Source organism: Allomuricauda sp. CP2A, from assembly GCF_001683915.1.
Classification (GTDB): domain Bacteria; phylum Bacteroidota; class Bacteroidia; order Flavobacteriales; family Flavobacteriaceae; genus Flagellimonas.
Map to the genome: position 1 here is coordinate 1 of NZ_LXTT01000052.1, position 21501 is coordinate 21501.

Below are 21501 nucleotides of genomic sequence, written 5' to 3' on the forward strand. Positions count from 1 at the left end.
TTATCGTACTGTGCCAGGGAAGCTCCTCGTCGATATCATATCCTATGAAGAACAGGATGTCGAGCCGCATCGAACAGTGCTCCATGAGCTTGCGGTCGCTGATGATGTTCTCCAGATAGCCGACAAGGCAAAGCTTGAAGAAGACCACCGGGTCGATGCTCTTCTGCCCGCTTTGCCCATAATACCCCTTGGTGAGCGGATATAGGAAATCCAGGTCCAACACACCCTTCAACTTCCTGTAAAAATTGTCCCTTGGCACTCGTTCGCTGAGTTGGAACCGGGCGAACAGCTTTTCCTGATAGTCCTTCTTGCCTTGCATCCCTTTAAGGTACGATCCCTTTCCCGATCGGCAATGATCATCAACGACTTTTTTCGCTAACTTGTGCAACAGGCACAATGGCTATAAGTAATTGCTTGTTCCCGCCTATCCTTAGACTACGCTCAGGACGGGCTTCTGAAAAATCCTGGCGGATTTTGAGTTTGGTTGTACCTACCCCCCGGCAGGCAGGCTTGCAAAGTTAAGTGCTAACCCACGCAACTACTCATAGCCCTTGCGGGCAAGCTCGCAACGCTGCCCGCCATAGCCGCGTGGCCGTTGGCGGTCATTGAAAAAAACGACAAATCACTTACTTAAACGACGAAAATTAAAAACAATAAAAAAAATATAAATGAGTAAAATAATCTTTGACAGTGGAATATCACTTGACGGGTTTTTTGCAGGAAACAATAGAAGCCCGAAAAACCCTATGGGTGGCGTTTCAGGACAAATTCATTCTTGGATGTTTAACCAAAAGGCATTTTGGGAATACCTAGGAATGGAAGGAGGCAAGGAGGATGGAGCTGACGGAAAATTTATTAGAGAGACTATTGAAAGAACGGGTGCATTCATTATGGGAAAAAGAATGTTTGAAGAAGGCGAAGTAAGTTGGCCAAATGACCTCTATAAAGCAGACGTTTATGTTTTGACACACGAAAAGCGAGAACCTTGGGTTCAAGAAGGCTCGACAACTTTTTACTTTATTAATGACGGAATAGAAAGTGCACTTGAAAAAGCAAGACAATCCGCAAAAGGAAAGGATGTGAGAATACAAGGTGGAGCAAATACCATTCAACAATTTCTGAATGCAGGTCTTATAGACGAATTTTTCATTCACATTGCCCCGGTATTTTTAGGAAGTGGTATCCGATTGTTTGACGGTATTGACAAAGACAAATATGACATTCAAATTGCAGAAGTAATACCATCTGACCTGACTACACACTTAAGATATAAATTGATGAAGAAATGAAAACAGTACCCAAATATTGATTACTAATATGGTGACTGAGAGAATAAAAAAGACTTGTGAATTTGGACACACGTTCTACAAAAGCTCTAATTGTCCAACCTGTCCGACCTGTGAGAAACTGAAAGAACCTGCCAAGGGATTTTTAGCCTTATTGAGTAGCCCTGCAAGAAATGCTTTACTCCATCACGAAATAGATACAGTACAGAAATTATCCGAACATAGGGAGAAAGAAATTTTAAATCTACACGGTATTGGAAAAGCTTCATTGCCTGTTTTTAGACAAGCCCTTGAAAAGAAAGGATTGTCATTCAAACAGAATGAATACAAAAAAATAATATAAGGTGAGAAAAGTAATTGCCGCACTCAATATGACACTTGATGGAAATTGCGACCATACAGCAGGAATTCCAGATGAAGAAATACACCGGCACTATACAGAATTATTGGGACAGGGAGACGCAATTCTATACGGAAGAACAACATATCAACTTATGGAATTTTGGCGAACGTTTTTAGAAAATCCTTCCGATAAAAAATCAATGAACGACTTTGCCATAGCTATTGACAAAATTCCAAAAATTATTTTCTCTCAAACGTTGAAAAATGTGGATTGGCAAAGTGCAACTATTGCAAAAAGTGACTTAAAAAATGAAGTTATAGAACTCAAGCAACAATCAGGTAAAAATATTTTTGTTGGTAGTCGCAGTTTAATTATACAGCTGATAAACTTTGGTTTGATTGATGAGTTCCAACTTTGTATTTATCCAGTTGTTGCAGGAAACGGTTTGCAATTATTTGAAAACATAAACGATAGAACTATTTTTAATCTCGTTAAGACTAAAACCTTTAATAGTGGAGCTATAATTCTATATTATGTACCAAGAAACGGATAATATAGAAAAAAAACGAACCGCCAACAATGGCTACACGTAATGCGGTCTAGGGTTTGGAAATGAAAGTAAATAAATAGTGAAGTGCCTTGAAATCCCGCACTTGCCATAGCTGCTTGGCCGTTGTGTGCAATTTGGCTGCGTTACCAATATTTGGTATTTTTGAGTAAAATTATAGTCAAAATGGGAAAAAACACATCAATATCACTCGGAAATCATTTTGAGGATTTTATCAGAGAAGAAGTAAATTCTGGAAGATACGGTTCAGCTAGCGAAGTAATTCGTTCCGCATTACGATTGTTAGAACGTGAAGAAAAAAAAGAAAGAGAACTGATTAAAGCCCTCGAGGTCGGAGAAAATAGCGGATTTGTTGAAAATTTTGATGCGAAACAAAACCTATCTGAATTACATCGCAAGCATTTATGAGCAAAAACAAATATCGGATAAGTAAACAAGCGATTGATGATTTAAATGATATTTGGGTTTATACTTTCCACAAATGGTCAAAAGAACAAGCCGATAGATATTATGACTTAATAATTGGAGAGATTGAATTTATAGTGGACAACTATTTGACTGGAAAATCCGCAGAACAAATTCGGAAAAACTATCGAATGACTAACATCAAATCACATCTGATTTTTTACCGAAAAGTCAAAAATGACATTGTGGAAATCGTTAGAATTTTACATCAGAGAATGGATATTAAAAAACAGCTGAAATAAAAGAACTGCACACAACAATGCATAACCGCAATTTGCCTTTGCTGGTTCCCTTTGCTACGGTTCTCGATGCCAAATCTTGCTTGCGTCAGGCAGGCAAATCCGTTGCCAATGGGGTCATGCGAGACCGTTGGGGTTCATTTAAACAACTTAACAAATGAAAATGACACTTGAAGAACAACGAACTGAATTTTCCAATCGGAAATTTCTCGCGACACCTTTAGCTGGGCTGATTGTTTGGACCATTGTTGGATTCACTGGGATTTTTTTCTCGAATTTGGTAGCGGTATGGACAATTTTTATTGGAACTGGAAGCATAGTCTACTTAGGCTTGTTCCTTTCAAAATTTACGGGTGAAAATTTCCTTGACAAGGATAAACCGAAAAATGAGTTCGATACACTTTTCCTTTTTACCGTTGGACAAGCCATTCTAGTCTACTCAATAGCGATACCCTTTTTCCTTGTTGACCACTCTTCCCTTCCAATGACTGTTGGAATTCTGACCGGATTGATGTGGTTGCCATTCTCTTGGATCATAAAACATTGGGTCGGGATTTTTCACACATTGTTCAGAACTGTTTTAGTGCTGACTTTATGGTATATTTTACCTGAATACAGATTTGTAGCTATTCCATTCGGAATCGTTTTGATTTATATCATCACACTAATAATCTTAAAAGCCAGAAAACTGGATAAAAAAGACCCAACAAAAATGGATGTGCAATCATAGCTCCCATTTGGCTTCGCTTCATATACGAAACCATGGGCATTCATTTTGTCGGAAAATAAAACCTGAACAGACCCTGAAATGGGAAAATGGATTACATACATCATAATTCTTGGATTTGCCACGTATTGGGCTTCAAATCTTTTACTTTGGTTTCCTTGGAGCTATAGTGCAACTTTGGGAATAACATTAATGATGACCTTAGGTGTTGCTTTATGGGCCTATGTGACTTTTTTAGCCCTAAAAACCTACCCCGGAACAGCATTGATAAATGGAGCCTTACTGACCGCTCTGATTTTCCTTCCCTTATCTGTACTAATGGATTATATCTTTTTTGGACTCATTAGAAACGCAATGGAGGAATTGTATCATCCGACAACATTCTATGGATATGGATTTTTATTGGTCTGGCCTTTAATTTTAGCGTTCATTTTTAAAAAGAAAATCGTTGAACGGAAAAAAAACACAACAAATTCAGCTATTATAAAAGCTGGAATAGGCGGATTGATTTGCTTTGGAACATTGACTTTGATAATCATACTCGGAATAGAGATTTAATGAATTAAAAATCCATTAAAATGAATAACCAAGATTTAATTGAAAAATGGTATCTGGAAATGTGGAATGAATGGAAAACTGATATTTTTCCTGAAATATTGGTTCCTGAAATAACTTTCAGAGGTTCCCTGGGACAAGAAAAAAAGGGATATAACGGGCTAAATGAATATATGGATTATATCAAATCTGCCTTTCCCGATTTTCACAATGAGATTGAATTGATCATTACCGAGAAAAACCAATCGTTCGCTAAACTAAAATACAGCGGAACCCATAAAGGAGAAATCTTCGGATGTAAACCAACCAATAGAAAAATTGAATATTACGGAACCGCTGTTTTTACCTTTGAAAATGAAAAAATAAAAGACGTGTGGGTTTTAGGCGATATTTTTGGTTTAATGAAACAATTGGAATGAATTTCAAGGTCAATAAAATCATGAACATAATTGACAAATGACGGATAAAGAGCATAAAATAGAAATAGCATTTTTGGACCACGTGGCGATCCGAGTGAAAGATTTGGATGCTTCAGCTGAATGGTATCAAAAAGTTTTAGGTTTAGAAAAGTATCAGCTTCCTGAATGGGGAGAGTTTCCAATTTTTCTACTTTCCGGAAAATCTGGAATTGCCCTGTTTCCGGCAAATTTACATGATTCTAAGCTTGATGTGAATTCAAAAAATGTAAAAATTGACCACTTTGCCTTTAATGTAACCCGTGAGAATTTTGAAAAAGCCAAAAAAAGGTTCTTAGAACTGGAGTTGGATTTTGGAATTCAAGATCATCATTACTTTGATTCAATTTACACCAAAGACCCAGATGGGCATACCGTTGAGTTGACCACAATAAAAGTGGATGAACAAGAATTTTATAAATAGAAATTCAAGTAGTAGTGCAAGCTAGTGGCTTTTGGGCCAATTGCGGACAAAATCGCCAAAGACATTCCAAATTACACTGATTCTCTACCCGCTGTTCAAATTGGTACAGTGTTTCAAGAATAGATGGTCAAGAAAAATTAAGTCGTATAAATCTTCTTTCCGATAACATCACCGCACTTTTACGACCAATGTGCCATATAAATTCCAGCTGTGTCACAAATACTATTTAAACGATTGACAGAGATTGAAAAATCTGAATTGATCCACCTTATGAACCATCCCTTGTTAAGGAGACAAATGCCCTTATTAAAAGGAGATTTTGATGAAACTGCATGCGACAGGTTCATTGTGGCCAAAGAAGAACTTTGGCTAGAACATGGGTTTGGGCCTTGGGCCTTTGTTATTGACGGAAAATTTGCTGGTTGGGGCGGTGTACAACCCGAAAATGACATGGCTGACCTGGCCTTGGTACTACATCCAAAATTTTGGGGCATGGGCAAAACACTCTACCACAAAATCGTTCAATTTGCCTTTGTTCAAATGGGATTGCCGTTCATTACCGTTTTGTTCCCACCAACCCGAACTCGGGTACAGGGCCTACTGAAACTTGGGTTTCAAGAAAATGGAGTTGTACTTGTGGGCAACGAAAAATTTATTCGATATTCTTTGCGCAATGAACATTCCCTTTAATAACTCTACTTCTACACTTTCTCCGTAATTTTGCCGATCTTTATAGGATTGTTTTATATCGATAGTTGAGATCAACATGGGGGAAAGAAAGAAGCAGGCCAGAGTGTTGCGCATTTTTAGAAAGATTCACAGAACTACAGGAGCATTACTATTTATATTTTTCTTTTTTATTTCGGTAACCGGGCTATTGCTGGGCTGGAAAAAGAACACCAACGGGATTATCCTCCCCAAGTCCCAAGAAGGCACCTCAACGGAATTGGTGGATTGGTTGTCCGTAGACAGTCTCCACACCATTGCCTGCAATGCACTACACACTTCAGTATCTCCAGATTTGTCCTTGGAATTGGACCGAATTGACATTAGAAAGGACAAGAGCATGGTAAAGTTTGTGTTTGTGGAACAGTATTACGAGGTGCAGCTTGACGGTGCTACGGGAAATGTCCTTTCCATTGGGCAAAGAAAATCGGACTTTCTGGAAAATGTGCACGATGGTTCCATCCTTGATCGGTATTGGGGCACAAACGGAGCGATAAAACTGGTATACACCTCAGTAATGGGAATTTCCCTATTGATGTTCACCATTACGGGATTTTGGCTTTGGTACGGCCCCAAACGAATGCGAAAAACCAGCAAAGGAAGTCCCAAGGTGCTATCCAAAAAAAGTACGGTAAATGCCATTTTCTGAATGGCATGGACGCATAAATAAAAACAATTTCAACGTAAAAGAACTGAATTGGCCCGCATTACCTCTACCCTTTTATTTTCTGTGAGGGAATGGTTCCGTATTTATCAATAAGGTAGACCAAACTGGCCATGGTGGCCGCCCCCAGTTCCAATTCGCGCTTGTTTACGTGCTCAAAGGTGTCGTTTTCAGCATGGTGATGGTCAAAATAACGCTGGGAGTCCGGAACAAGTCCCGCAAGAACAATGTTCTCATTTTTCATCGGGCCAATATCGGCTCCACTGAACCCTTTTTCAAAAAGATGGATCAAATAGGGTTCAAACAACCCTTTCCAACTTAGTACTTGTTCAAAGTTTTCCTCGGAACATTCAAAGGAGAAACCTCTGGGCGTAAAACCACCGGAATCACTTTCCAAGGCAAACACATGGTTTTCCCCTTTTTCTTGGGCAACTTCGGCATATTTATTTCCACCTCTGAGGCCATTTTCCTCATTCATGAACAATACCACACGAAGTGTGCGCTTGGGCTTATACCCCGTTTCCTTTAAAAGACGTAGCACATCCATACTCTGAACACAGCCGGCACCATCATCATGGGAACCATCACCCAAATCCCACGAATCCAAATGGCCGCCAACCACCATCACTTCATTGGGATAGGTGCTTCCGGTTATCTCTCCGATCACATTATAGGACTGTACATCTTCCAACTGCTTACAATTTTGCCTGAAATAAAACTTGATGTTCGGATTTAGTTTCAAGGTTGTACTTAATAATTCGGCTCCATTGGTACTGATGGCCGCCGCGGGAATTCTATTTTTCACAGGCGTATCGCCATAGCCCATGGACCCGGTATGGGGATAATCGTCCAAACGTAGGTTCATGGACCTCACGATCACACCCAAAGCTCCATATTTCGCCGCTTCGGCGGCTCCAGAATAGCGTTGGTCCACACAATTGGAATACGCCGCAAAGGTATTTACCAATGTTGGCTCCATGGGACGGTTGTAAAACACAATTTTACCTTCAATTTTTTTTCGTCCCAACTTTTCCAGATCCTCTATGCCCTGTACCTCAACAATATTGGCTTTTAGACCCCCATCAGGGGTGCCAACGGAACCTCCCAAAGCGCAGATGGGTACATTGGTGGTAAGCCCGGGTTTGGTCTCTATATAGGCGAACTCAGGGGTGCCCCTAACCCATTTGGGTACCATTACTGGTTGCAACCATACCCGGTCCAATCCCAAAGAATCCAATTGTTCCTTGGTATATTCCACTGCTTGTTGGGCCTGCACTGACCCTGAAAGTCGCCCCCCAATCTGATTGGAAAGATAGTTGAGCCAATCATAGGCTTTTCCATCGGTCAACGCCATATCATAAATGGCCTTGATCTGTTTTTCGTCATTGGATTGTGCAAAAAATGGGGTGTTCGCCAACAAAAGGGCCAATAGCAACACTGTTCTCATTTGGTTTCTTTTTCCAGTTCCTGTTTAAAGATTTCTAAATTAGCCTTTATTTCCTCGTCGAGCTCGGGTTCCTCAATATCTTTGTACTTTTTTAACGCTTCGTGCAAAATGGAAGCCACAATGACCCTAGCTGCTTTTTTATTGTCGGCAGGAATCACGTACCAAGGTGCATGCGCTTTTGAGGTTTTGTTCAGGGCTTCTTCATAGCACTTTTGGTAGGCATCCCAAATTTTTCGCTCTTCCAGATCGCCTGGGGAAAATTTCCAATTTTTCCGCTTTAACCGTATCCTTCGCAATAAACGCTGGCGTTGTTCTTCTTTGGAAAGATGGAGGAAAAACTTGAAGATGATGGTGCCATTTTGGGCCACGTGCTCCTCAAATTCATTGATCTGTTGATACCGCTTTTCCCAAAAAGCCCCATCAATGTCCGAAACAGACTCAATCCCGGGCAGGTTTTCATTCAGGATGTATTCCGGGTGCACCTTGGTTACCAGAACATTCTCATAATGCGTGCGGTTAAAGACCGAAAACTTGCCGCGTTCCGGTAAGGCAATGTAATGTCGCCACAAGTAATCGTGCTTTAATTCCAAGGAAGTGGGCACCTTGAAACTGTGGACGACAACCCCTCTTACATTAAAATCCTTGAACACCTCACGAATGAGACTGTCCTTCCCAGCCGTGTCCATGCCCTGCAAACAAAGTAAGACACCATATTTTCCATGGGCATACAGCGTATCTTGAAACTCACCAAGCTTTTTTCGGATGTCCTTCAATTCTTCTTTCAACTCTTTGTTTGATGCACCAAAATCTTCATACGTGCTTCGTTCGGCTATTTTTATATCGCTCTTAACCTGATATGAATCTGTGTCGATTTTTTCCATAGGAATGAATATAATTCTTTTTGGCCACTCCTTCAACCCTAATTAAAAAAGTGCAGTTCATCGATACTTTTACCGCTCATGGTCATAGAATGTATTTTTATCGATTTTATTCGCACTTGGTCATCCCACTGACCTAACTTAGTGGAAATCAATGACGCACTGTCCCAAATCAATAGCGTTATGAAAATTAGACAGGTTATCCTACTTGTAATCTTTGTATTAGGCATGATTTTCCTATGGTTCATGTCTTCCTTCACGGTTCGCAATGCCTGCGAATATGCCAGTTCCAATTTGGAGTACATTAAAAGCAAGATACAATCTGCCATTGTGGCCAATGACCTGAAGATGTCCAAATACCATGCGTACAAAGCATTGAACGGCATTGAAAAGACCCGGACCAACTTTGAGGACTGTGGTTGTGAAGGCACCATTGAAAGCCTTGAAGGTGCAACAGCTGAACTTAAGCAAGCAACACGGGCGGAAACTCTTGAAGACGCCAAAAAATCGTTGCATTTGGCTTTGGAAAGCACATTGATCGGAATAAAAGTGTTGCGAATATTTGAACAGGAAGTTTCCAGTACCTATGGCAATGATATTTTGGTCCTGAACACCAAAGAAGCCCTAAATAATCAAGACGGAATATTTTTAACCCCTACCAACACCGCCATACGGGAACAGGTACACAACTGTCTTTTGGGTTTTGAATCGTCATTGGACAAAGTGGTCAATGAAGTGGAATGCGAAGAGGCCCATCGATTTGTGAACAATATCTATGAAGAAGCTAGATTGGTGTTGCTCAACACAGCGCTTACGGAACATAAAAAACAGTACCACCAACGTGTAATGACGTTGACCCAGGAAGCCCTTAACCGATTGGAAGACTGTGCTGCGAAGTAATTATTTACTGGCAAAGAGTTTTACATCTTCCTCAGAGACTTCCTTACCACCAAGAATGATCAATCGTTCCACCACATTGCGAAGTTCACGGACATTTCCGGTCCAGTCATATCCTTTGAGCAATTCTATGGCCTTTTTGGAAAAATTCTTTTGTGCAATGCCCTGCTCGGAAGCTATTTTGGTTGAAAAATGTTCAATGAGCAGTGGAATGTCATCCCGCCTTTCATTTAATGCGGGTACTTTGATCAAGATCACGGCCAATCGGTGATAGAGATCTTCCCTAAACTTGCCCTCTTCAATTTCCTTTTTTAAATCTTTATTGGTGGCGGCCAAAACCCGGACATCAACTTTAATGTCCTTATCCGACCCGACCCGGGAAATCTTGTTCTCTTGCAGTGCCCTAAGGACTTTGGCTTGGGCCGATAGGCTCATATCTCCTATCTCATCCAAAAAAATGGTGCCTTTGTTGGCCGTTTCAAATTTTCCGGCCCTATCCTTTACCGCAGAGGTAAACGCACCCTTTACATGCCCGAAGAGTTCACTCTCTATCAATTCCGAAGGAATTGCGGCACAGTTCACTTCAATAAAAGGGGCTGAGGAACGGTTGCTTTTTTGATGCAGCCAATGGGCCACCAATTCTTTTCCCGTACCGTTGGATCCCGTGATCAAGACACGTGCATCGGTGGGAGCCACCTTTTCGATCATTTCTTTGATGGTCCCTATCTCATTGCTGTCCCCGATCATCTCGTAATTTTTGGAGACTTTCTTTTTCAAGATCTTGTTTTCCACAACCAGTTCCTTCCGGTCCAAAGCATTGCGCACCGTGGTCAACAAGCGGTTCAAATCCGGGGGTTTGGAGATATAGTCAAAGGCACCCAACCGCATGGTGTTTACCGCGGTGTCCAAATCACCATGGCCTGAGATCATGATAAAGGGAGTTTCGGGTTTTATCTTTTTGGCGGCCTCCAAGACTTCAACACCGTCCATTTTGGGCATTTTTATATCGCAGAGCACCAAATCAAAATCATCTTTTTTAATGGCCTCGATACCACTTAGGCCATCTTCGGCTTCCTGAACATCGTAAGTATCGCTCTCTTCCACCAAAATTTTCACCAAAACCCGCCTAATGGCGGATTCATCCTCAATGACCAATATTTTCGGCATAATCAATTATTTTAAAAGATTCCTATTTTGAAGCCAGTCCTAATATAAAAATTTGCTTCGTCATTCAACAAAAAAACATCGCCTTGATCATCATCCCTCAACTTCCCTTCCTGTTCAATGGAGCGTCCGGCCATCAAAAAAAGAGCCATATTCTTGGATAGATTGTACTGGTATCCCACAGTGGCCACCAAAGCGGTCAATGATATCTTGGATGCAATCTGATTATCGGGCAATACAATATTGTCCTGGATATTTATAAAATATCCATCCAAGAACAGTGCCATTTCAAACGAGTGCTTTTTGTTGATGTAATGATTAAAGCTGGAACGGGGTATTCCAAGAGTATAAGCCCATTTGGGATGGAACTTTCGGTAATAGTTGATCAAGGGCAATGGAACGGGCAATCCGGTGGTGCTGTTATAGGTCAGTCCCAGTACAATTCTATAAGGTCTGTCCGCGTTGGGTTTCTCTTTCCAAAATGCAGCCGTGGCGTTCAGAAAAAAATCATCGGTAATGGTTCCACTGGTAAAATTAGAGGCCATTCGGGGTGTAAGAATGGTCACCAAGTTCCAATTTTCATTCCATTTGGTAATCAGTCCCAAATTCATATCAATGATATGAAAACGAATCAATTCGCTTTTATCAAAAGGAAAATTACGGGAGTACCCAATATCAAACCTATTGTATTCCATACCCGTAATGAGGTAATCTTTTTTCTGATTTAATTGTATGGGCAGGTTGAAAAGCAGTTTATAGCGCTGTGTTTTTATACCTGAATCGTTTTCTGGAATGTTCATATAGTCAATCCTGAAAATATCAGTGCTTTGGCCTGATCCAATATGGCTGTAAAGTGCTGCAAGGAAAACCAACAGTCCCCTGGTTGCAGTATGGTATATTGAGGTTTTTATTTCTTATGGTTTTTGCTGAAAAATATGTACGTCGCGTTGTGGGAACGGTATAGTAACGTTATTTTCTTTGAATTTGGTATTGATCTTATAGCGCATTTCACTTTTTATCTTGGGATCGCTAAAACTATCGTTTGTAAAAAAGTGAATGGAAAACATGAGGGCCGAATCCCCAAAATCATCAAAAAGTACAAAAGGCTTTGGATTTTTGAGCACTTGCTTCTGTTCTGCAGCTACTTGCTGCAAAATCTGGGTCACCAACTCCACATCACTCCCGTAAGCTACGCCAACGTTCACTTTTTCACGGGTAGTCTTGTGGTTTTGGGTATAGTTATAAACAATGTCGCTGATAAACTTATGGTTGGGTAGGATCAATACCTTATCATCTCTCGTAATGGCCCTCGTTGTTCTCAGTTTTATTTCAAAAACCTTTCCCACTTTGCCATCAACCTCAACAATATCGCCCACTTGAAGGGACTTGTCCACGATGATGAAGATGCCCCCCAAAATATCCTTGAAGAGTTCTTGTAAGGCCAGTCCCAAACCAACAAAAAGGGCCGCAGAGGCCGTTATCATCAAGGTAATGTCCACCCCGGCCGCGCTGAGTGTTACCAATACGGCCACCAAGTAAACTACATAGTTGATGAACTTAAAAATACTGACAAACTTCTGCTTGTCTTCCCGTTCCATTTTTCGGGTCAGCAAATGCCGAAGCCATTTTAATATAAAGTTGGTCGCAAAAAGGGCAAAGGTCAAAAGCAACAATAACCCAACCGTTAAATGAATGGATTTTTCCCCAGTACCAATGTGGAACCCTAGATCCAGAAATTCCTTTATAGACCCCCAGATATCCCTTTCAATGATCTTCTTTATCTCTTTGGCTTCTTCCTGCATCTTCTATTTATATCTTAACCATTTGACCAATTCTTTATAGCTGGGCTTTTTGCCATACATTAAAATTCCAACCTTGTAGATTCGTGATGCCAGCGACACAATTCCCAAAAAAGTCAAGATGAGCAATCCAATGGATGACAATAACTGCCACAAAGGTACTCCTCCTTCCCCTACTCCTCCGGGGAGCCGCATGAGCATTACTATGGGTGAAGTTAACGGAAATAACGAAAACCCAACGGCAATGGGGCCATGGGGATTGCTAAAAACCGAGAAGAAACCTACATATATGGCCAACATCAATGGTAATATTATGGGAAAAATGAACTGTTGTGTATCTGTTTCATTGTCCACCGCTGCCCCAATGGCTGCATAAATGGAACTATAGATCAAATACCCCAATACAAAATAAATGAAAAAAGAGATAATTAAAAGTGCCCACGGAATGTCCAATATTTCCTTGGCGTACATGATCATATCACTGTCCATGGCGGCGTATTGCGACATGCCGGGCATTGCCCCGGAAGTCATGGCCGAATTTCCCGAAAGCTCCCCCAAATCAATCCCCAAAAATGTAACGGCCAATAACAGCAAAACGGAGGCCGAGATGAGCCAAATGGTAAATTGGGTGATTCCAGCCAAAGAAGTACCTATGATTTTCCCCAGCATCAATTGAAAGGGCTTTACCGAAGAAATGATCACTTCTATAATCCTGCTGGTCTTTTCCTCTATCACACTACGCATCACAAAACCGCCATAAATGATGATGAACATCATAATGGCATAGCCAAACCCTCCCCCAATGAACGCTTTGATCTCATTGATGCCCTTTACACTTCTTTCCCCATCAAAAGTTGACAATTGAAGGTCAAAAGGTTGCTCTACTCTAGAGAATTGATCTGATGAAACCCCAAGTCTTTCCAATCGGTCTTGGCGTAATTGCTTTTGAAAAACCGATTCCAACTGTTGAATCACATTGGTGTTGGGATTGTCCTTTGTGTATAAATAGGCTGATTTTGCCACTTGCTCCACATCCTTTTCATTGGGAAGGTACAAGAGCCCATCATACCCAAGGGCATTTGTGGAATCTTTGGCCTCTTCCAAAGTGAGACCGTCCATGTGCACGTAGGAAGTGCCTTTGGTTGGCTTAAACTCTTTCTGGAAAAAACTGCTTTCATTGAGCACGGAGACCACCCTGACCTCATTGGAGTTTATTTTGGTGAGATATGCGATAAGCACGATCATTCCCACAATCAGCAACGGGCTCAAAATCGTCATGACAATGAAAGAGCGGTTTCGCACCTTGGCCAAATACTCCCGTTTTATGATCAAACCGAGTTTACCTACCATTGTCCTTATTATTTACGGTTTGGATAAAAATATCATTGGCGGAAGGAATGGTCTCCTCAAAGCGATTGACATTGGCCATGGAGGATAATTCGGCCAAAATTCCAGCGGTTTGCTCTGAGGGCAATTGAATCTTAAAATCCAATTGATGTTCGGTGCCATCAAACTTTGGCGCCATAATGTTGAACTTTTCCTCTAAAGTTTTCATCAAGGCCTCTTCATTGTGTTGCACATGAAGTCCAACATTAAAAATATTGTTTTTGTATGCTTTTTTGATGTCCGATAGCTTGCCGTCCAATATTTTCTCCGATTTATGGATCAGCGCAATGTATTCACAAAGTTCTTCCACGGATTCCATCCGGTGGGTGGAAAATATAATGGAAGTGCCCTGTTCCTTTAACTGTAGGATCTCATCTTTGATGAGATTCGCATTTATGGGGTCAAAACCACTAAAAGGTTCGTCAAAAATCAATAGTTTGGGTTGGTGGAGCACCGTCACAATAAACTGCACCTTTTGGGCCATGCCCTTGGAAAGTTCCTGAACTTTCTTGTTCCACCAATCGCCAATGTCCAAACGGTCAAACCAGTATTTCAATCTGGTTTTGGCTTCGGTTTTGCTTAGGCCTTTAAGTCTGGCCAAGTACAATGCCTGTTCCCCCACCTTCATACTTTTGTACAGGCCGCGTTCTTCCGGCAAATACCCAATTAGGGATATGTGTTTTGGTGCCAAAGGTTCGCCATCAAACAAAATTTCACCTGAATCCTGATAGATAATTTGGTTGATAATCCGAATAAAAGAGGTTTTCCCGGCACCATTGGGCCCCAAAAGGCCGTAAATACAATTTTTGGGAATATTGAGTGAAATGTTGCTCAGCGCGGTATAGTTTCCATACGTTTTGGAAACATTTTTGGCAACAAGGATATGATCCATGTAAACTATTTTTTCAAAGATATGTATTTGGTCGATAAGACCCCTATCCCATAAAAACAAAAACCCACCCTTAAAAAAAATCAAGGATGGGAAAAAAATTGCTATGAAAAAGAAAATTAGATATTGGTCACCCAACATCAGTCTCAAATATACGTTTTTTATTTAAACAGAATAAAATTTATTGTTATGAGAACATATCTTTTACCTTTTCAAAAAAGGATTTGTCCGATTTTTCGGGCTTTGGGATGAAATTTTCATCGTTTTGCATACGCTCAAAAAATTCTTTCTGCTCCTTGTTCAGCTCTTTTGGAGTCCATACATTAACATGTACCAATAAGTCCCCACTACCATAGCCGTTGATGCTGGTTATTCCTTTTCCCCGTAATCGCAATATTTTTCCAGATTGGATTCCAGGTTCCAATTTAATGCGGACCTTTCCCCCAATGGCATCTATCTCTTTGGAACAGCCCAGCACTGCTTCGGAAATACTTACATAAAGATCGTAGTGCAGGTTGTCCCCTTCTCTTTTCAGGGTATCGTGTTCAATGGTTTCGATGGCCACAAGCAAATCTCCGGGAATTCCGTTGCCGGGTGCTCCGTTACCTTTTCCGGAAACCTTCAACTGCATGCCATCCTCTACTCCAGGTGGAATTTTTATGGAAACGGTCTCTTCCTCAACCTTAAGTCCTTGGGCATCTGCGCCTGCAGGTCTATTGTCTATGGATTGACCTGCTCCTCCACAAGTGGTACAGGTAGTAGCGGTCTGCATTCTTCCCAAAATGGTATTGGTGATTTTGGTGATCTGACCACTACCGTGACAAGTGGGACAGGTTTTGTAGGTTACGCCTTCGGCTTGCACCTTTCTGCGGACCTTTACCTTTTTCTCAACACCGTTGGCCACTTCATCCAAGGTCAACTTTACACGGATGCGAAGATTGCTTCCCTTCACCCTGCGTTGGCCTCCACCGCCAAATCCACCAAAACCACTGAATCCGCCACCAAAAGCACTTCCGAAGATATCCCCAAACTGGCTGAAGATATCGTCCATGTTCATTCCGCCACCGCCAAAACCGCCACTACCATCAAAGGCAGCATGACCAAATTGGTCATATTTGGCACGTTTGTCCGGGTTGCTCAATACTTCATAGGCCTCAGCAGACTTCTTGAACATTTCCTCCGCCTTGGCATCTCCTGGATTTTTATCGGGGTGGAATTCAATGGCTTTTTTCCGGTAGGCCTTTTTTATTTCGGCTGCGGATGCTCCTTTTGAAACTCCTAATATTTCGTAATAATCCTCTTTCATACACTATTTAGTTTCCAACAACAACCTTGGGATGCCTGATGATGCGTTCTCCCAATTTGAATCCTTTTTCAACAACATCGATGATCTTACCCTTCATTTTTTTGTTGGGCGCGGGGATTTGGGTAATGGCCTCATGGACCTCGGCATCAAATGTATCACCTTCTCCAACTTCTATCTGCTCCAGTCCCTTGGCTTTAAGGGTCTCCTTGAATTTATTGCTGATGAGCTCCACACCTTTGAACATTTCCTTATCCTCCGATTTGGACAGTTCTTTTAAGGCTCGGTCAAAATCATCAAGAACGGGCAACAATGACACTATTACTTCTTGACCAGCGGTTTTGAACAACTCCATACGCTCTTTGGACGTTCTTCGCTTAAAGTTCTCGAACTCGGCAAAAAGTCGTAAAAACTTGTCTTTTTCCTTGGCCAAATCTTCACGCAACTGGTCTTCCACAGTTATTTCTTCTTTCTCATCGGTTGCGTTTTCTGCATCTATATGTTCTTCGTTCAGCTCAGGATTTTCAACAGTTTGGGCGTCTTGTGATGCCTCTTCCATTTCCTCAACCTTGCTTTTCTTGCTCATATACGTTTATTTTATTCTTTTTTGAAGTGGCAAAAGTACTGCCAATTGTCCAAAAATGTCAAAATGTCACCACAAAACATGAAAAAATCCGCCTTAGCGGATTTCATATCGAATGTATGGTACTGTCAGCAATTAAACGAACTCCTTTTTCGTAGATTCCAGGGCTGCGGTTTCTTTTCCACTTTTTTCGGAATACAGCTCTTGCAGGGCCACACAAATATTGGGGTACTGAAAACCGAATCCCTCTTTTTCTATTTTTTTGCTGCTTACCCGCTGGCTGGAGAACAGCAAATACGCCATTTCACCCAAAAGCAATTTAAGGGCAAACTTTGGCACATTGGGCATCCATAAAGGCCTTTCCATAACTCTGGCCAATTCCTTGGTCATTTTGGCATTGGTGACAGGGTTTGGGGCCACACCATTGTATGTACCTTTAAGGTTGTTTTCAAGGATAAACACAAACATTTGGGCCAAATCTTCAATGTGAATCCACGATTGCCATTGATCGCCACTGCCCAAAGGAGCCCCCACAAAATTCTTGATGGGCGCGGCCATTTGTGGCAAAGCACCACCTTCTGCTGACAATACAATTCCAATGCGCACTTTGGAGACATTAATGTCAAATTTTTTGAATGCATCGACTTCAGCTTCCCATTTTTGGGCCACCTCACCTACAAAACTATCATCTACCTCTGTCTCCTGTTCATCATAAAACTTGGAAAGGGAATCAGGGTAAATTCCAATGGCAGATGCTGAAACAAAGGAATCCATCAGTGAAATGTCCACCTGCTCCATACCTCTGTACAAAGTTCGAAGGCTATTGATCCTACTGGAAAGTATTTTCTTTTTTCGGATCGGGGTCCAACGCTTGGCAATACTGGCGCCTGCCAAATTGATAACGGCTCCCACGTTCTTGAAACATTCCAAATCGATTTTTCCTTTATTGGGGTTCCAATAAAACCCTTGGTATGTTTCAGAATGGGAAATTTTTTCCTTCCGTGTAGTCAAATAATTAACCGAAATACCTTGGGAATGCAAGACTCTTACAATGGCTTGTCCAACCAAGCCGGTAGCCCCTGTTATCAACACCTTCATACAATCATTTTGAAGCAAATTTACGAGTTTAAGTGACTGTTTTTGAGGCATTAATTTAGGTTTAACACAAATGTTTAAAGTTTATGTGATTTTAAGAGTATTTCTGCCAAAGTCCTTAACACAACATTGGCAAAACATCATTTTTTGATGCCCCTGAGCATCTCACGTTTGCCCGGGGGACCTGGGAGTCGTTCCACGGTAAATCCGACAGCCTGTAATGCCCTGCGCACACTGCCTTTTGCCGCATAGGTGACCAATACCCCCTCTTTTTTTAAGGCTCGGAACATCTTTTCAAAAACTTCTTCGGTCCATAGCTCGGGTTGTACGCGTGCCCCAAACGCATCAAAATAGATAAGATTGAACAAATTGGCTTCATTTATGTCCCGAAAGTCCTTCTTTTGCTTGTGCAAAGAAAAATCTTCGGAAATAGCAATTTTCTCTTCCCACCTGGATTTGTGCATTACATCAAATACCTGTTGATACTCATTTGCATTGAGCTGCGAACAATAGTCAAGCTCACCCACTTCATCCATGGAAACCGGAAAGGCTTCCACCCCAACGTAATCAACTTTGAGCTGTTGCTTTCTGGCTTCCAAAAAGGTAATGAAGGCGTTCAGTCCGGTGCCAAAGCCTATTTCCAGTATGTTAACATTAGTATTGTTGAACAGCCGAAGCCCATGCGCAATAAAAACATGATACGCTTCTTGAACGGCCCCGTGTTTGGAATGATATTGTTCGTCCCAATCCTCTATTTGAATGGTCTTGGAGCCATCGCCCGTGGTGATTATCCTTCGTTTCAATCTCAATCTTTGATCAGTACCCCGTCCGCCTCAAAACGAAGTATGCGTGCCGGCTCGTTGATCTGTGCTATTTCTTCATCCGATGCGCCACTGTCCTTTGCATAATGTTTTTGGTCCTCAACCGACATTTCTTCCAAAAAGGCCAGTCCATTCATGTAAACAGTTTTGTCCGCTGCATCCTTCGGCACAAAAAAACCATAGTCCTTAAACCTTACAAAGACTTCGTTATCAGCATCCAAGGCTACTTTCATCCAGCACCCTTTTACTTGGCAGACTTCCTTGATTGTACCCGTCATTTGGGTTGTGACCGTATCAGTGACCGTCAATTGATCATAAACGGGCATATTTCTCTGGATCGCATCCGTAATCTTAAACGCTTCTCCATAATAATTTCCATTTTCGGTTTCTTGGCTTATTGCCATTTGTGCCAAAAACAATAAAAATATGGCAGGATATATGTTAAAAGGTCTCATTTTCACCAGCTTTTTAGAAATTCTTAACCCAGAATTGAAATTACAAACATGAAATAACAAAAACTAGGGATAAATAGCTAATTTTAACCCTCCAAAAGTAATTGATATGGAAGCAGTGATGAACAACGTAACTATCGAGAAAGCAAAAACATCCAAAATTAAAGATGTAGATTTTGACAACCTTTCCTTTGGAAGTATTTACACCGATCATATGCTCGTCTGTAATTACAAAAATGGGCAGTGGGAAGCTCCTAAGGTGGTTCCTTACCAACCCATTACGCTGGATCCATCCTCAAAAATCTTCCATTACGGTCAATCCATTTTTGAAGGAATGAAGGCCTACAAGGATGAAAATGGAAGTGTTTGGCTGTTTCGACCTTTGGAGAATTTTAAACGCTTGAACAAGTCGGCCAAAAGAATGGCCATGCCAGAGCTGCCCGAATCCCATTTTATGGATGGGCTCACTACACTTTTGCAAGTGGACAACGAATGGATTCCACAGAGCGCTGGAAGTTCATTGTATATACGCCCTTTTATGTTCGCTTCTGGCAACGGTTTTCATGCCTCGCCCGCGGATGAGTATAAATTCATAATTGCCTGTGCACCTTCCGGCTCCTATTTCTCTGGAAAGGTAAAGGTGCTGATAGAAAAGCAATATTCGCGCGCCGCCAACGGTGGTGTCGGGTTTGCCAAGACCGGTGGAAATTACGCAGGTCAATTTTATCCGACCCGTTTGGCCGCTGAAAAAGGATATCAACAGGTAATCTGGACCGATGACAACAACCACGAGTTTATAGAAGAGGCCGGTGCCATGAACGTTTTTGTCCGCATCAATGACACCTTGCTTACCGCGCCCACCAATGACCGAATCCTTGATGGTATTACCCGAAAAAGTATATTGGATATTGCCAAAGATGAGGGCATCAAGACAGAGATTCGCAAAATTTCGGTGAAAGAAGTGGTGGAAGCCGCCAAAAATGGTTCGCTGAAAGAAATGTTCGGTGCGGGTACCGCCGCAGTGGTATCGCCCATATCTGCTTTTGGTTATGAGGGGGTTGATTACGATCTACCGGAATTGACGGATAGTTATGCTTCCTTACTGAAAAAACGCATCACCGATATTCAATACAATAGAGCGGAAGACAAATTTGGATGGCGACACGAAATCGTTTAATAAAAAAAGCACCTAAAGGTGCTTTTTTTATTTGTCCATTATGGTTTGAATATCCGGTTTAAAATAGTTGGGGCCCTTCAATACTTTTCCATCCTGGCGATAAATAGGTTTTCCATCGGCTCCCAATTTGCTCATATTGCTTCGTTGGATTTCTTCAAAGACTTCCTCAATTTTACATTGCATGCCGTGTTCCAAGATGGTTCCGCAGAGAATGTACAACATATCCCCGAGGGCATCGGCCACTTCAATTAAGTCGCCATTATTGGCAGCTTCCAGGTACTCTTTGTTCTCTTCGTCCATCAAATTGAACCTTAATTGGTTCTTTTCAGCGCCCAAATCTGCCCTGGGCTCCTCTGAAACTCCAAGACCAAAGGAATTGTGGAACAGTTCCACCGCTTTTATTTTACTTTCCATTACAGGTATTTTGATTTAGCTTTGCGTAAAAATATAAAATATGTTCAGCACCGGACAGTTAATTTTCGCAGCACTTTTTTTGATTGTTTTTATTGCAATCATCTCTTTTTCATATAGAAAGGACAAAAAACTGCATAAAAAAAACTATAAAGGTGTAATATGGGTGCTGGTTTCCTTTGTGACTTTTGTAATTTTCTTGTTTTTGATCAAGTACTTCCTTAAAAATTAACAACCCTATTGCATACGCAACAAAAATTACAGTTTTCACAACTATAATATGCCTTTGATTCGTATAATATAGGAAAAACCGTACTTTTGTTTAACATTAATTTAGCACATCGAATGACAACATTCTTTAGCCTTCTTTTCATTTTGCTTGCTATTAATGCCCTGTTGTTGATTTTTAGCGTCAACGGAGCTGGCGAAAGGTTTAGAAAACCCATCCAGAGAATTTCGGAGACATCGATCACCAAACTCTTCCCCCGCGAGACTTCCGAAACCGAATACAAAGAAGCAGTATAGTTTGTACCTTTAGGGGATGAAACAGGCTCTTCTTGTTTTTTTAGGTGGGGGATTGGGTAGCGTTCTTCGTTACTTGATTTCCAAACCCCTTAACCTATTGTCCCCAAATTTTTTCTTTGGCACTTTTTCAGTAAACATTCTTGGTTGTCTTCTTATAGGACTCATTTTGGGACTATCGGCTAGAGGCAATTTTCTATCCTATAATAGTACACTGTTTTTGGC

The 21501-nt window shown here is 41.3% G+C and carries 28 protein-coding genes; 14 read left to right on the forward strand and 14 right to left on the reverse strand.

The window, feature by feature from the left end; all coding sequences use genetic code 11:
- Positions 1–319, reverse strand: a 319-nt coding sequence (locus A7D14_RS06715; protein WP_141673259.1) for a transposase, incomplete at its 3' end; no start/stop codon positions are given.
- A 349-nt stretch (positions 320–668) separates the two neighbouring features.
- Here A7D14_RS06715 and A7D14_RS06720 point away from each other — a divergent pair.
- From A7D14_RS06720 to A7D14_RS06770, 11 genes are all read left to right on the forward strand, one after another.
- Positions 669–1289 carry a dihydrofolate reductase family protein gene (locus A7D14_RS06720; RefSeq protein WP_067031832.1) on the forward strand — a complete coding sequence of 207 codons (621 nt, stop codon included), beginning with the start codon at positions 669–671 and terminating at the stop codon, positions 1287–1289.
- 28 nt (positions 1290–1317) lie between these two features.
- Complete coding sequence (locus A7D14_RS06725) at positions 1318–1629, forward strand: RNA polymerase alpha subunit C-terminal domain-containing protein (RefSeq protein ID WP_067031835.1); 312 nt, start codon at positions 1318–1320, stop codon at positions 1627–1629.
- Between the two features lies 1 nt (position 1630).
- Entirely contained in the window at positions 1631–2182 is a 552-nt protein-coding gene (locus tag A7D14_RS06730; RefSeq protein ID WP_067031838.1) for a dihydrofolate reductase family protein, read from the forward strand.
- A 180-nt stretch (positions 2183–2362) separates the two neighbouring features.
- Positions 2363–2605, forward strand: a complete 243-nt coding sequence (locus tag A7D14_RS06735) for a type II toxin-antitoxin system ParD family antitoxin (protein ID WP_067031841.1) — start codon at positions 2363–2365, stop codon at positions 2603–2605.
- Complete coding sequence (locus tag A7D14_RS06740; protein WP_067031844.1) at positions 2602–2904, forward strand: type II toxin-antitoxin system RelE/ParE family toxin; 303 nt, start codon at positions 2602–2604, stop codon at positions 2902–2904. Before A7D14_RS06735 ends, A7D14_RS06740 begins: the two co-directional genes overlap by 4 nt.
- 154 nt (positions 2905–3058) lie before the next feature.
- Positions 3059–3631, forward strand: a complete 573-nt coding sequence (locus tag A7D14_RS06745; RefSeq protein ID WP_067031848.1) for a DUF7010 family protein — start codon at positions 3059–3061, stop codon at positions 3629–3631.
- A 78-nt stretch (positions 3632–3709) separates the two neighbouring features.
- Positions 3710–4186 (forward strand): hypothetical protein, encoded by a 477-nt coding sequence (locus A7D14_RS06750; protein ID WP_067031850.1) that lies wholly within the window; start codon positions 3710–3712, stop codon positions 4184–4186.
- A gap of 20 nt (positions 4187–4206) precedes the next feature.
- Complete coding sequence (locus tag A7D14_RS06755) at positions 4207–4602, forward strand: ester cyclase (protein WP_067031865.1); 396 nt, start codon at positions 4207–4209, stop codon at positions 4600–4602.
- A gap of 37 nt (positions 4603–4639) precedes the next feature.
- A complete protein-coding gene (locus A7D14_RS06760) occupies positions 4640–5062 on the forward strand; it encodes a VOC family protein (protein WP_067031866.1) in 423 nt (140 codons plus the stop codon).
- 210 nt (positions 5063–5272) lie between these two features.
- Positions 5273–5752 (forward strand): GNAT family N-acetyltransferase, encoded by a 480-nt coding sequence (locus A7D14_RS06765; RefSeq protein ID WP_218058512.1) that lies wholly within the window; start codon positions 5273–5275, stop codon positions 5750–5752.
- A gap of 76 nt (positions 5753–5828) precedes the next feature.
- Positions 5829–6437 carry a PepSY domain-containing protein gene (locus A7D14_RS06770; RefSeq protein WP_067031868.1) on the forward strand — a complete coding sequence of 203 codons (609 nt, stop codon included), beginning with the start codon at positions 5829–5831 and terminating at the stop codon, positions 6435–6437.
- Between the two features lie 64 nt (positions 6438–6501).
- Here the strand turns inward: A7D14_RS06770 and A7D14_RS06775 are convergent, their stop codons facing one another.
- Together A7D14_RS06775 and A7D14_RS06780 are read right to left on the reverse strand one after the other, a co-directional pair.
- Entirely contained in the window at positions 6502–7899 is a 1398-nt protein-coding gene (locus tag A7D14_RS06775; protein ID WP_067031871.1) for a M20/M25/M40 family metallo-hydrolase, read from the reverse strand.
- Positions 7896–8780 carry a PPK2 family polyphosphate kinase gene (locus A7D14_RS06780; protein ID WP_067031922.1) on the reverse strand — a complete coding sequence of 295 codons (885 nt, stop codon included), beginning with the start codon at positions 8778–8780 and terminating at the stop codon, positions 7896–7898. Before A7D14_RS06780 ends, A7D14_RS06775 begins: the two co-directional genes overlap by 4 nt.
- A 180-nt stretch (positions 8781–8960) precedes the next feature.
- Between A7D14_RS06780 and A7D14_RS06790 the strand changes: the two genes are divergently transcribed.
- Complete coding sequence (locus A7D14_RS06790; protein WP_141673261.1) at positions 8961–9677, forward strand: hypothetical protein; 717 nt, start codon at positions 8961–8963, stop codon at positions 9675–9677.
- Here A7D14_RS06790 and A7D14_RS06795 read toward each other — a convergent pair whose 3' ends face one another.
- From A7D14_RS06795 to A7D14_RS06840, 10 genes are all read right to left on the reverse strand, one after another.
- Complete coding sequence (locus tag A7D14_RS06795; RefSeq protein ID WP_067031881.1) at positions 9678–10841, reverse strand: sigma-54-dependent transcriptional regulator; 1164 nt, start codon at positions 10839–10841, stop codon at positions 9678–9680.
- A gap of 11 nt (positions 10842–10852) precedes the next feature.
- Positions 10853–11638 (reverse strand): DUF6268 family outer membrane beta-barrel protein, encoded by a 786-nt coding sequence (locus tag A7D14_RS06800; RefSeq protein WP_255307403.1) that lies wholly within the window; start codon positions 11636–11638, stop codon positions 10853–10855.
- 114 nt (positions 11639–11752) lie between these two features.
- Positions 11753–12640, reverse strand: a complete 888-nt coding sequence (locus A7D14_RS06805) for a mechanosensitive ion channel family protein (protein WP_067031887.1) — start codon at positions 12638–12640, stop codon at positions 11753–11755.
- A gap of 3 nt (positions 12641–12643) precedes the next feature.
- Positions 12644–13987, reverse strand: coding sequence for an ABC transporter permease (locus tag A7D14_RS06810; RefSeq protein ID WP_067031889.1), 1344 nt, complete (start codon positions 13985–13987; stop codon positions 12644–12646).
- Positions 13977–14915, reverse strand: a complete 939-nt coding sequence (locus tag A7D14_RS06815) for an ABC transporter ATP-binding protein (protein WP_176712376.1) — start codon at positions 14913–14915, stop codon at positions 13977–13979. The genes A7D14_RS06810 and A7D14_RS06815 overlap by 11 nt, the downstream gene beginning before the upstream one ends.
- Positions 14916–15099: 184 nt before the next feature.
- Positions 15100–16218, reverse strand: a complete 1119-nt coding sequence (gene dnaJ, locus A7D14_RS06820; RefSeq protein WP_067031892.1) for a molecular chaperone DnaJ — start codon at positions 16216–16218, stop codon at positions 15100–15102.
- A gap of 7 nt (positions 16219–16225) precedes the next feature.
- Entirely contained in the window at positions 16226–16801 is a 576-nt protein-coding gene (locus A7D14_RS06825; RefSeq protein ID WP_067031895.1) for a nucleotide exchange factor GrpE, read from the reverse strand.
- A 132-nt stretch (positions 16802–16933) separates the two neighbouring features.
- Positions 16934–17896 carry a TIGR01777 family oxidoreductase gene (locus tag A7D14_RS06830; RefSeq protein WP_067031898.1) on the reverse strand — a complete coding sequence of 321 codons (963 nt, stop codon included), beginning with the start codon at positions 17894–17896 and terminating at the stop codon, positions 16934–16936.
- Between the two features lie 137 nt (positions 17897–18033).
- Positions 18034–18696: a tRNA (5-methylaminomethyl-2-thiouridine)(34)-methyltransferase MnmD gene (gene mnmD, locus A7D14_RS06835; protein ID WP_067031901.1), complete on the reverse strand. Its 663-nt coding sequence runs from the start codon at positions 18694–18696 to the stop codon at positions 18034–18036.
- 2 nt (positions 18697–18698) lie between these two features.
- Entirely contained in the window at positions 18699–19169 is a 471-nt protein-coding gene (locus A7D14_RS06840; RefSeq protein WP_067031904.1) for a DUF4920 domain-containing protein, read from the reverse strand.
- A 106-nt stretch (positions 19170–19275) separates the two neighbouring features.
- Here A7D14_RS06840 and A7D14_RS06845 point away from each other — a divergent pair, with 106 nt between their 5' ends.
- The gene (locus A7D14_RS06845) at positions 19276–20343 is read left to right on the forward strand and encodes a branched-chain amino acid aminotransferase (protein ID WP_067031907.1); all 1068 of its coding nucleotides are present in this window, start codon (positions 19276–19278) and stop codon (positions 20341–20343) included.
- Between the two features lie 27 nt (positions 20344–20370).
- Here A7D14_RS06845 and A7D14_RS06850 read toward each other — a convergent pair whose 3' ends face one another.
- A complete protein-coding gene (locus tag A7D14_RS06850) occupies positions 20371–20757 on the reverse strand; it encodes a nucleoside triphosphate pyrophosphohydrolase family protein (RefSeq protein WP_067031910.1) in 387 nt (128 codons plus the stop codon).
- Between the two features lie 538 nt (positions 20758–21295).
- On the opposite strand from A7D14_RS06850, the gene A7D14_RS19625 reads away from it, so the two are divergent.
- Positions 21296–21501, forward strand: a 206-nt coding sequence (locus A7D14_RS19625; protein WP_176712377.1) for a CrcB family protein, incomplete at its 3' end; no start/stop codon positions are given.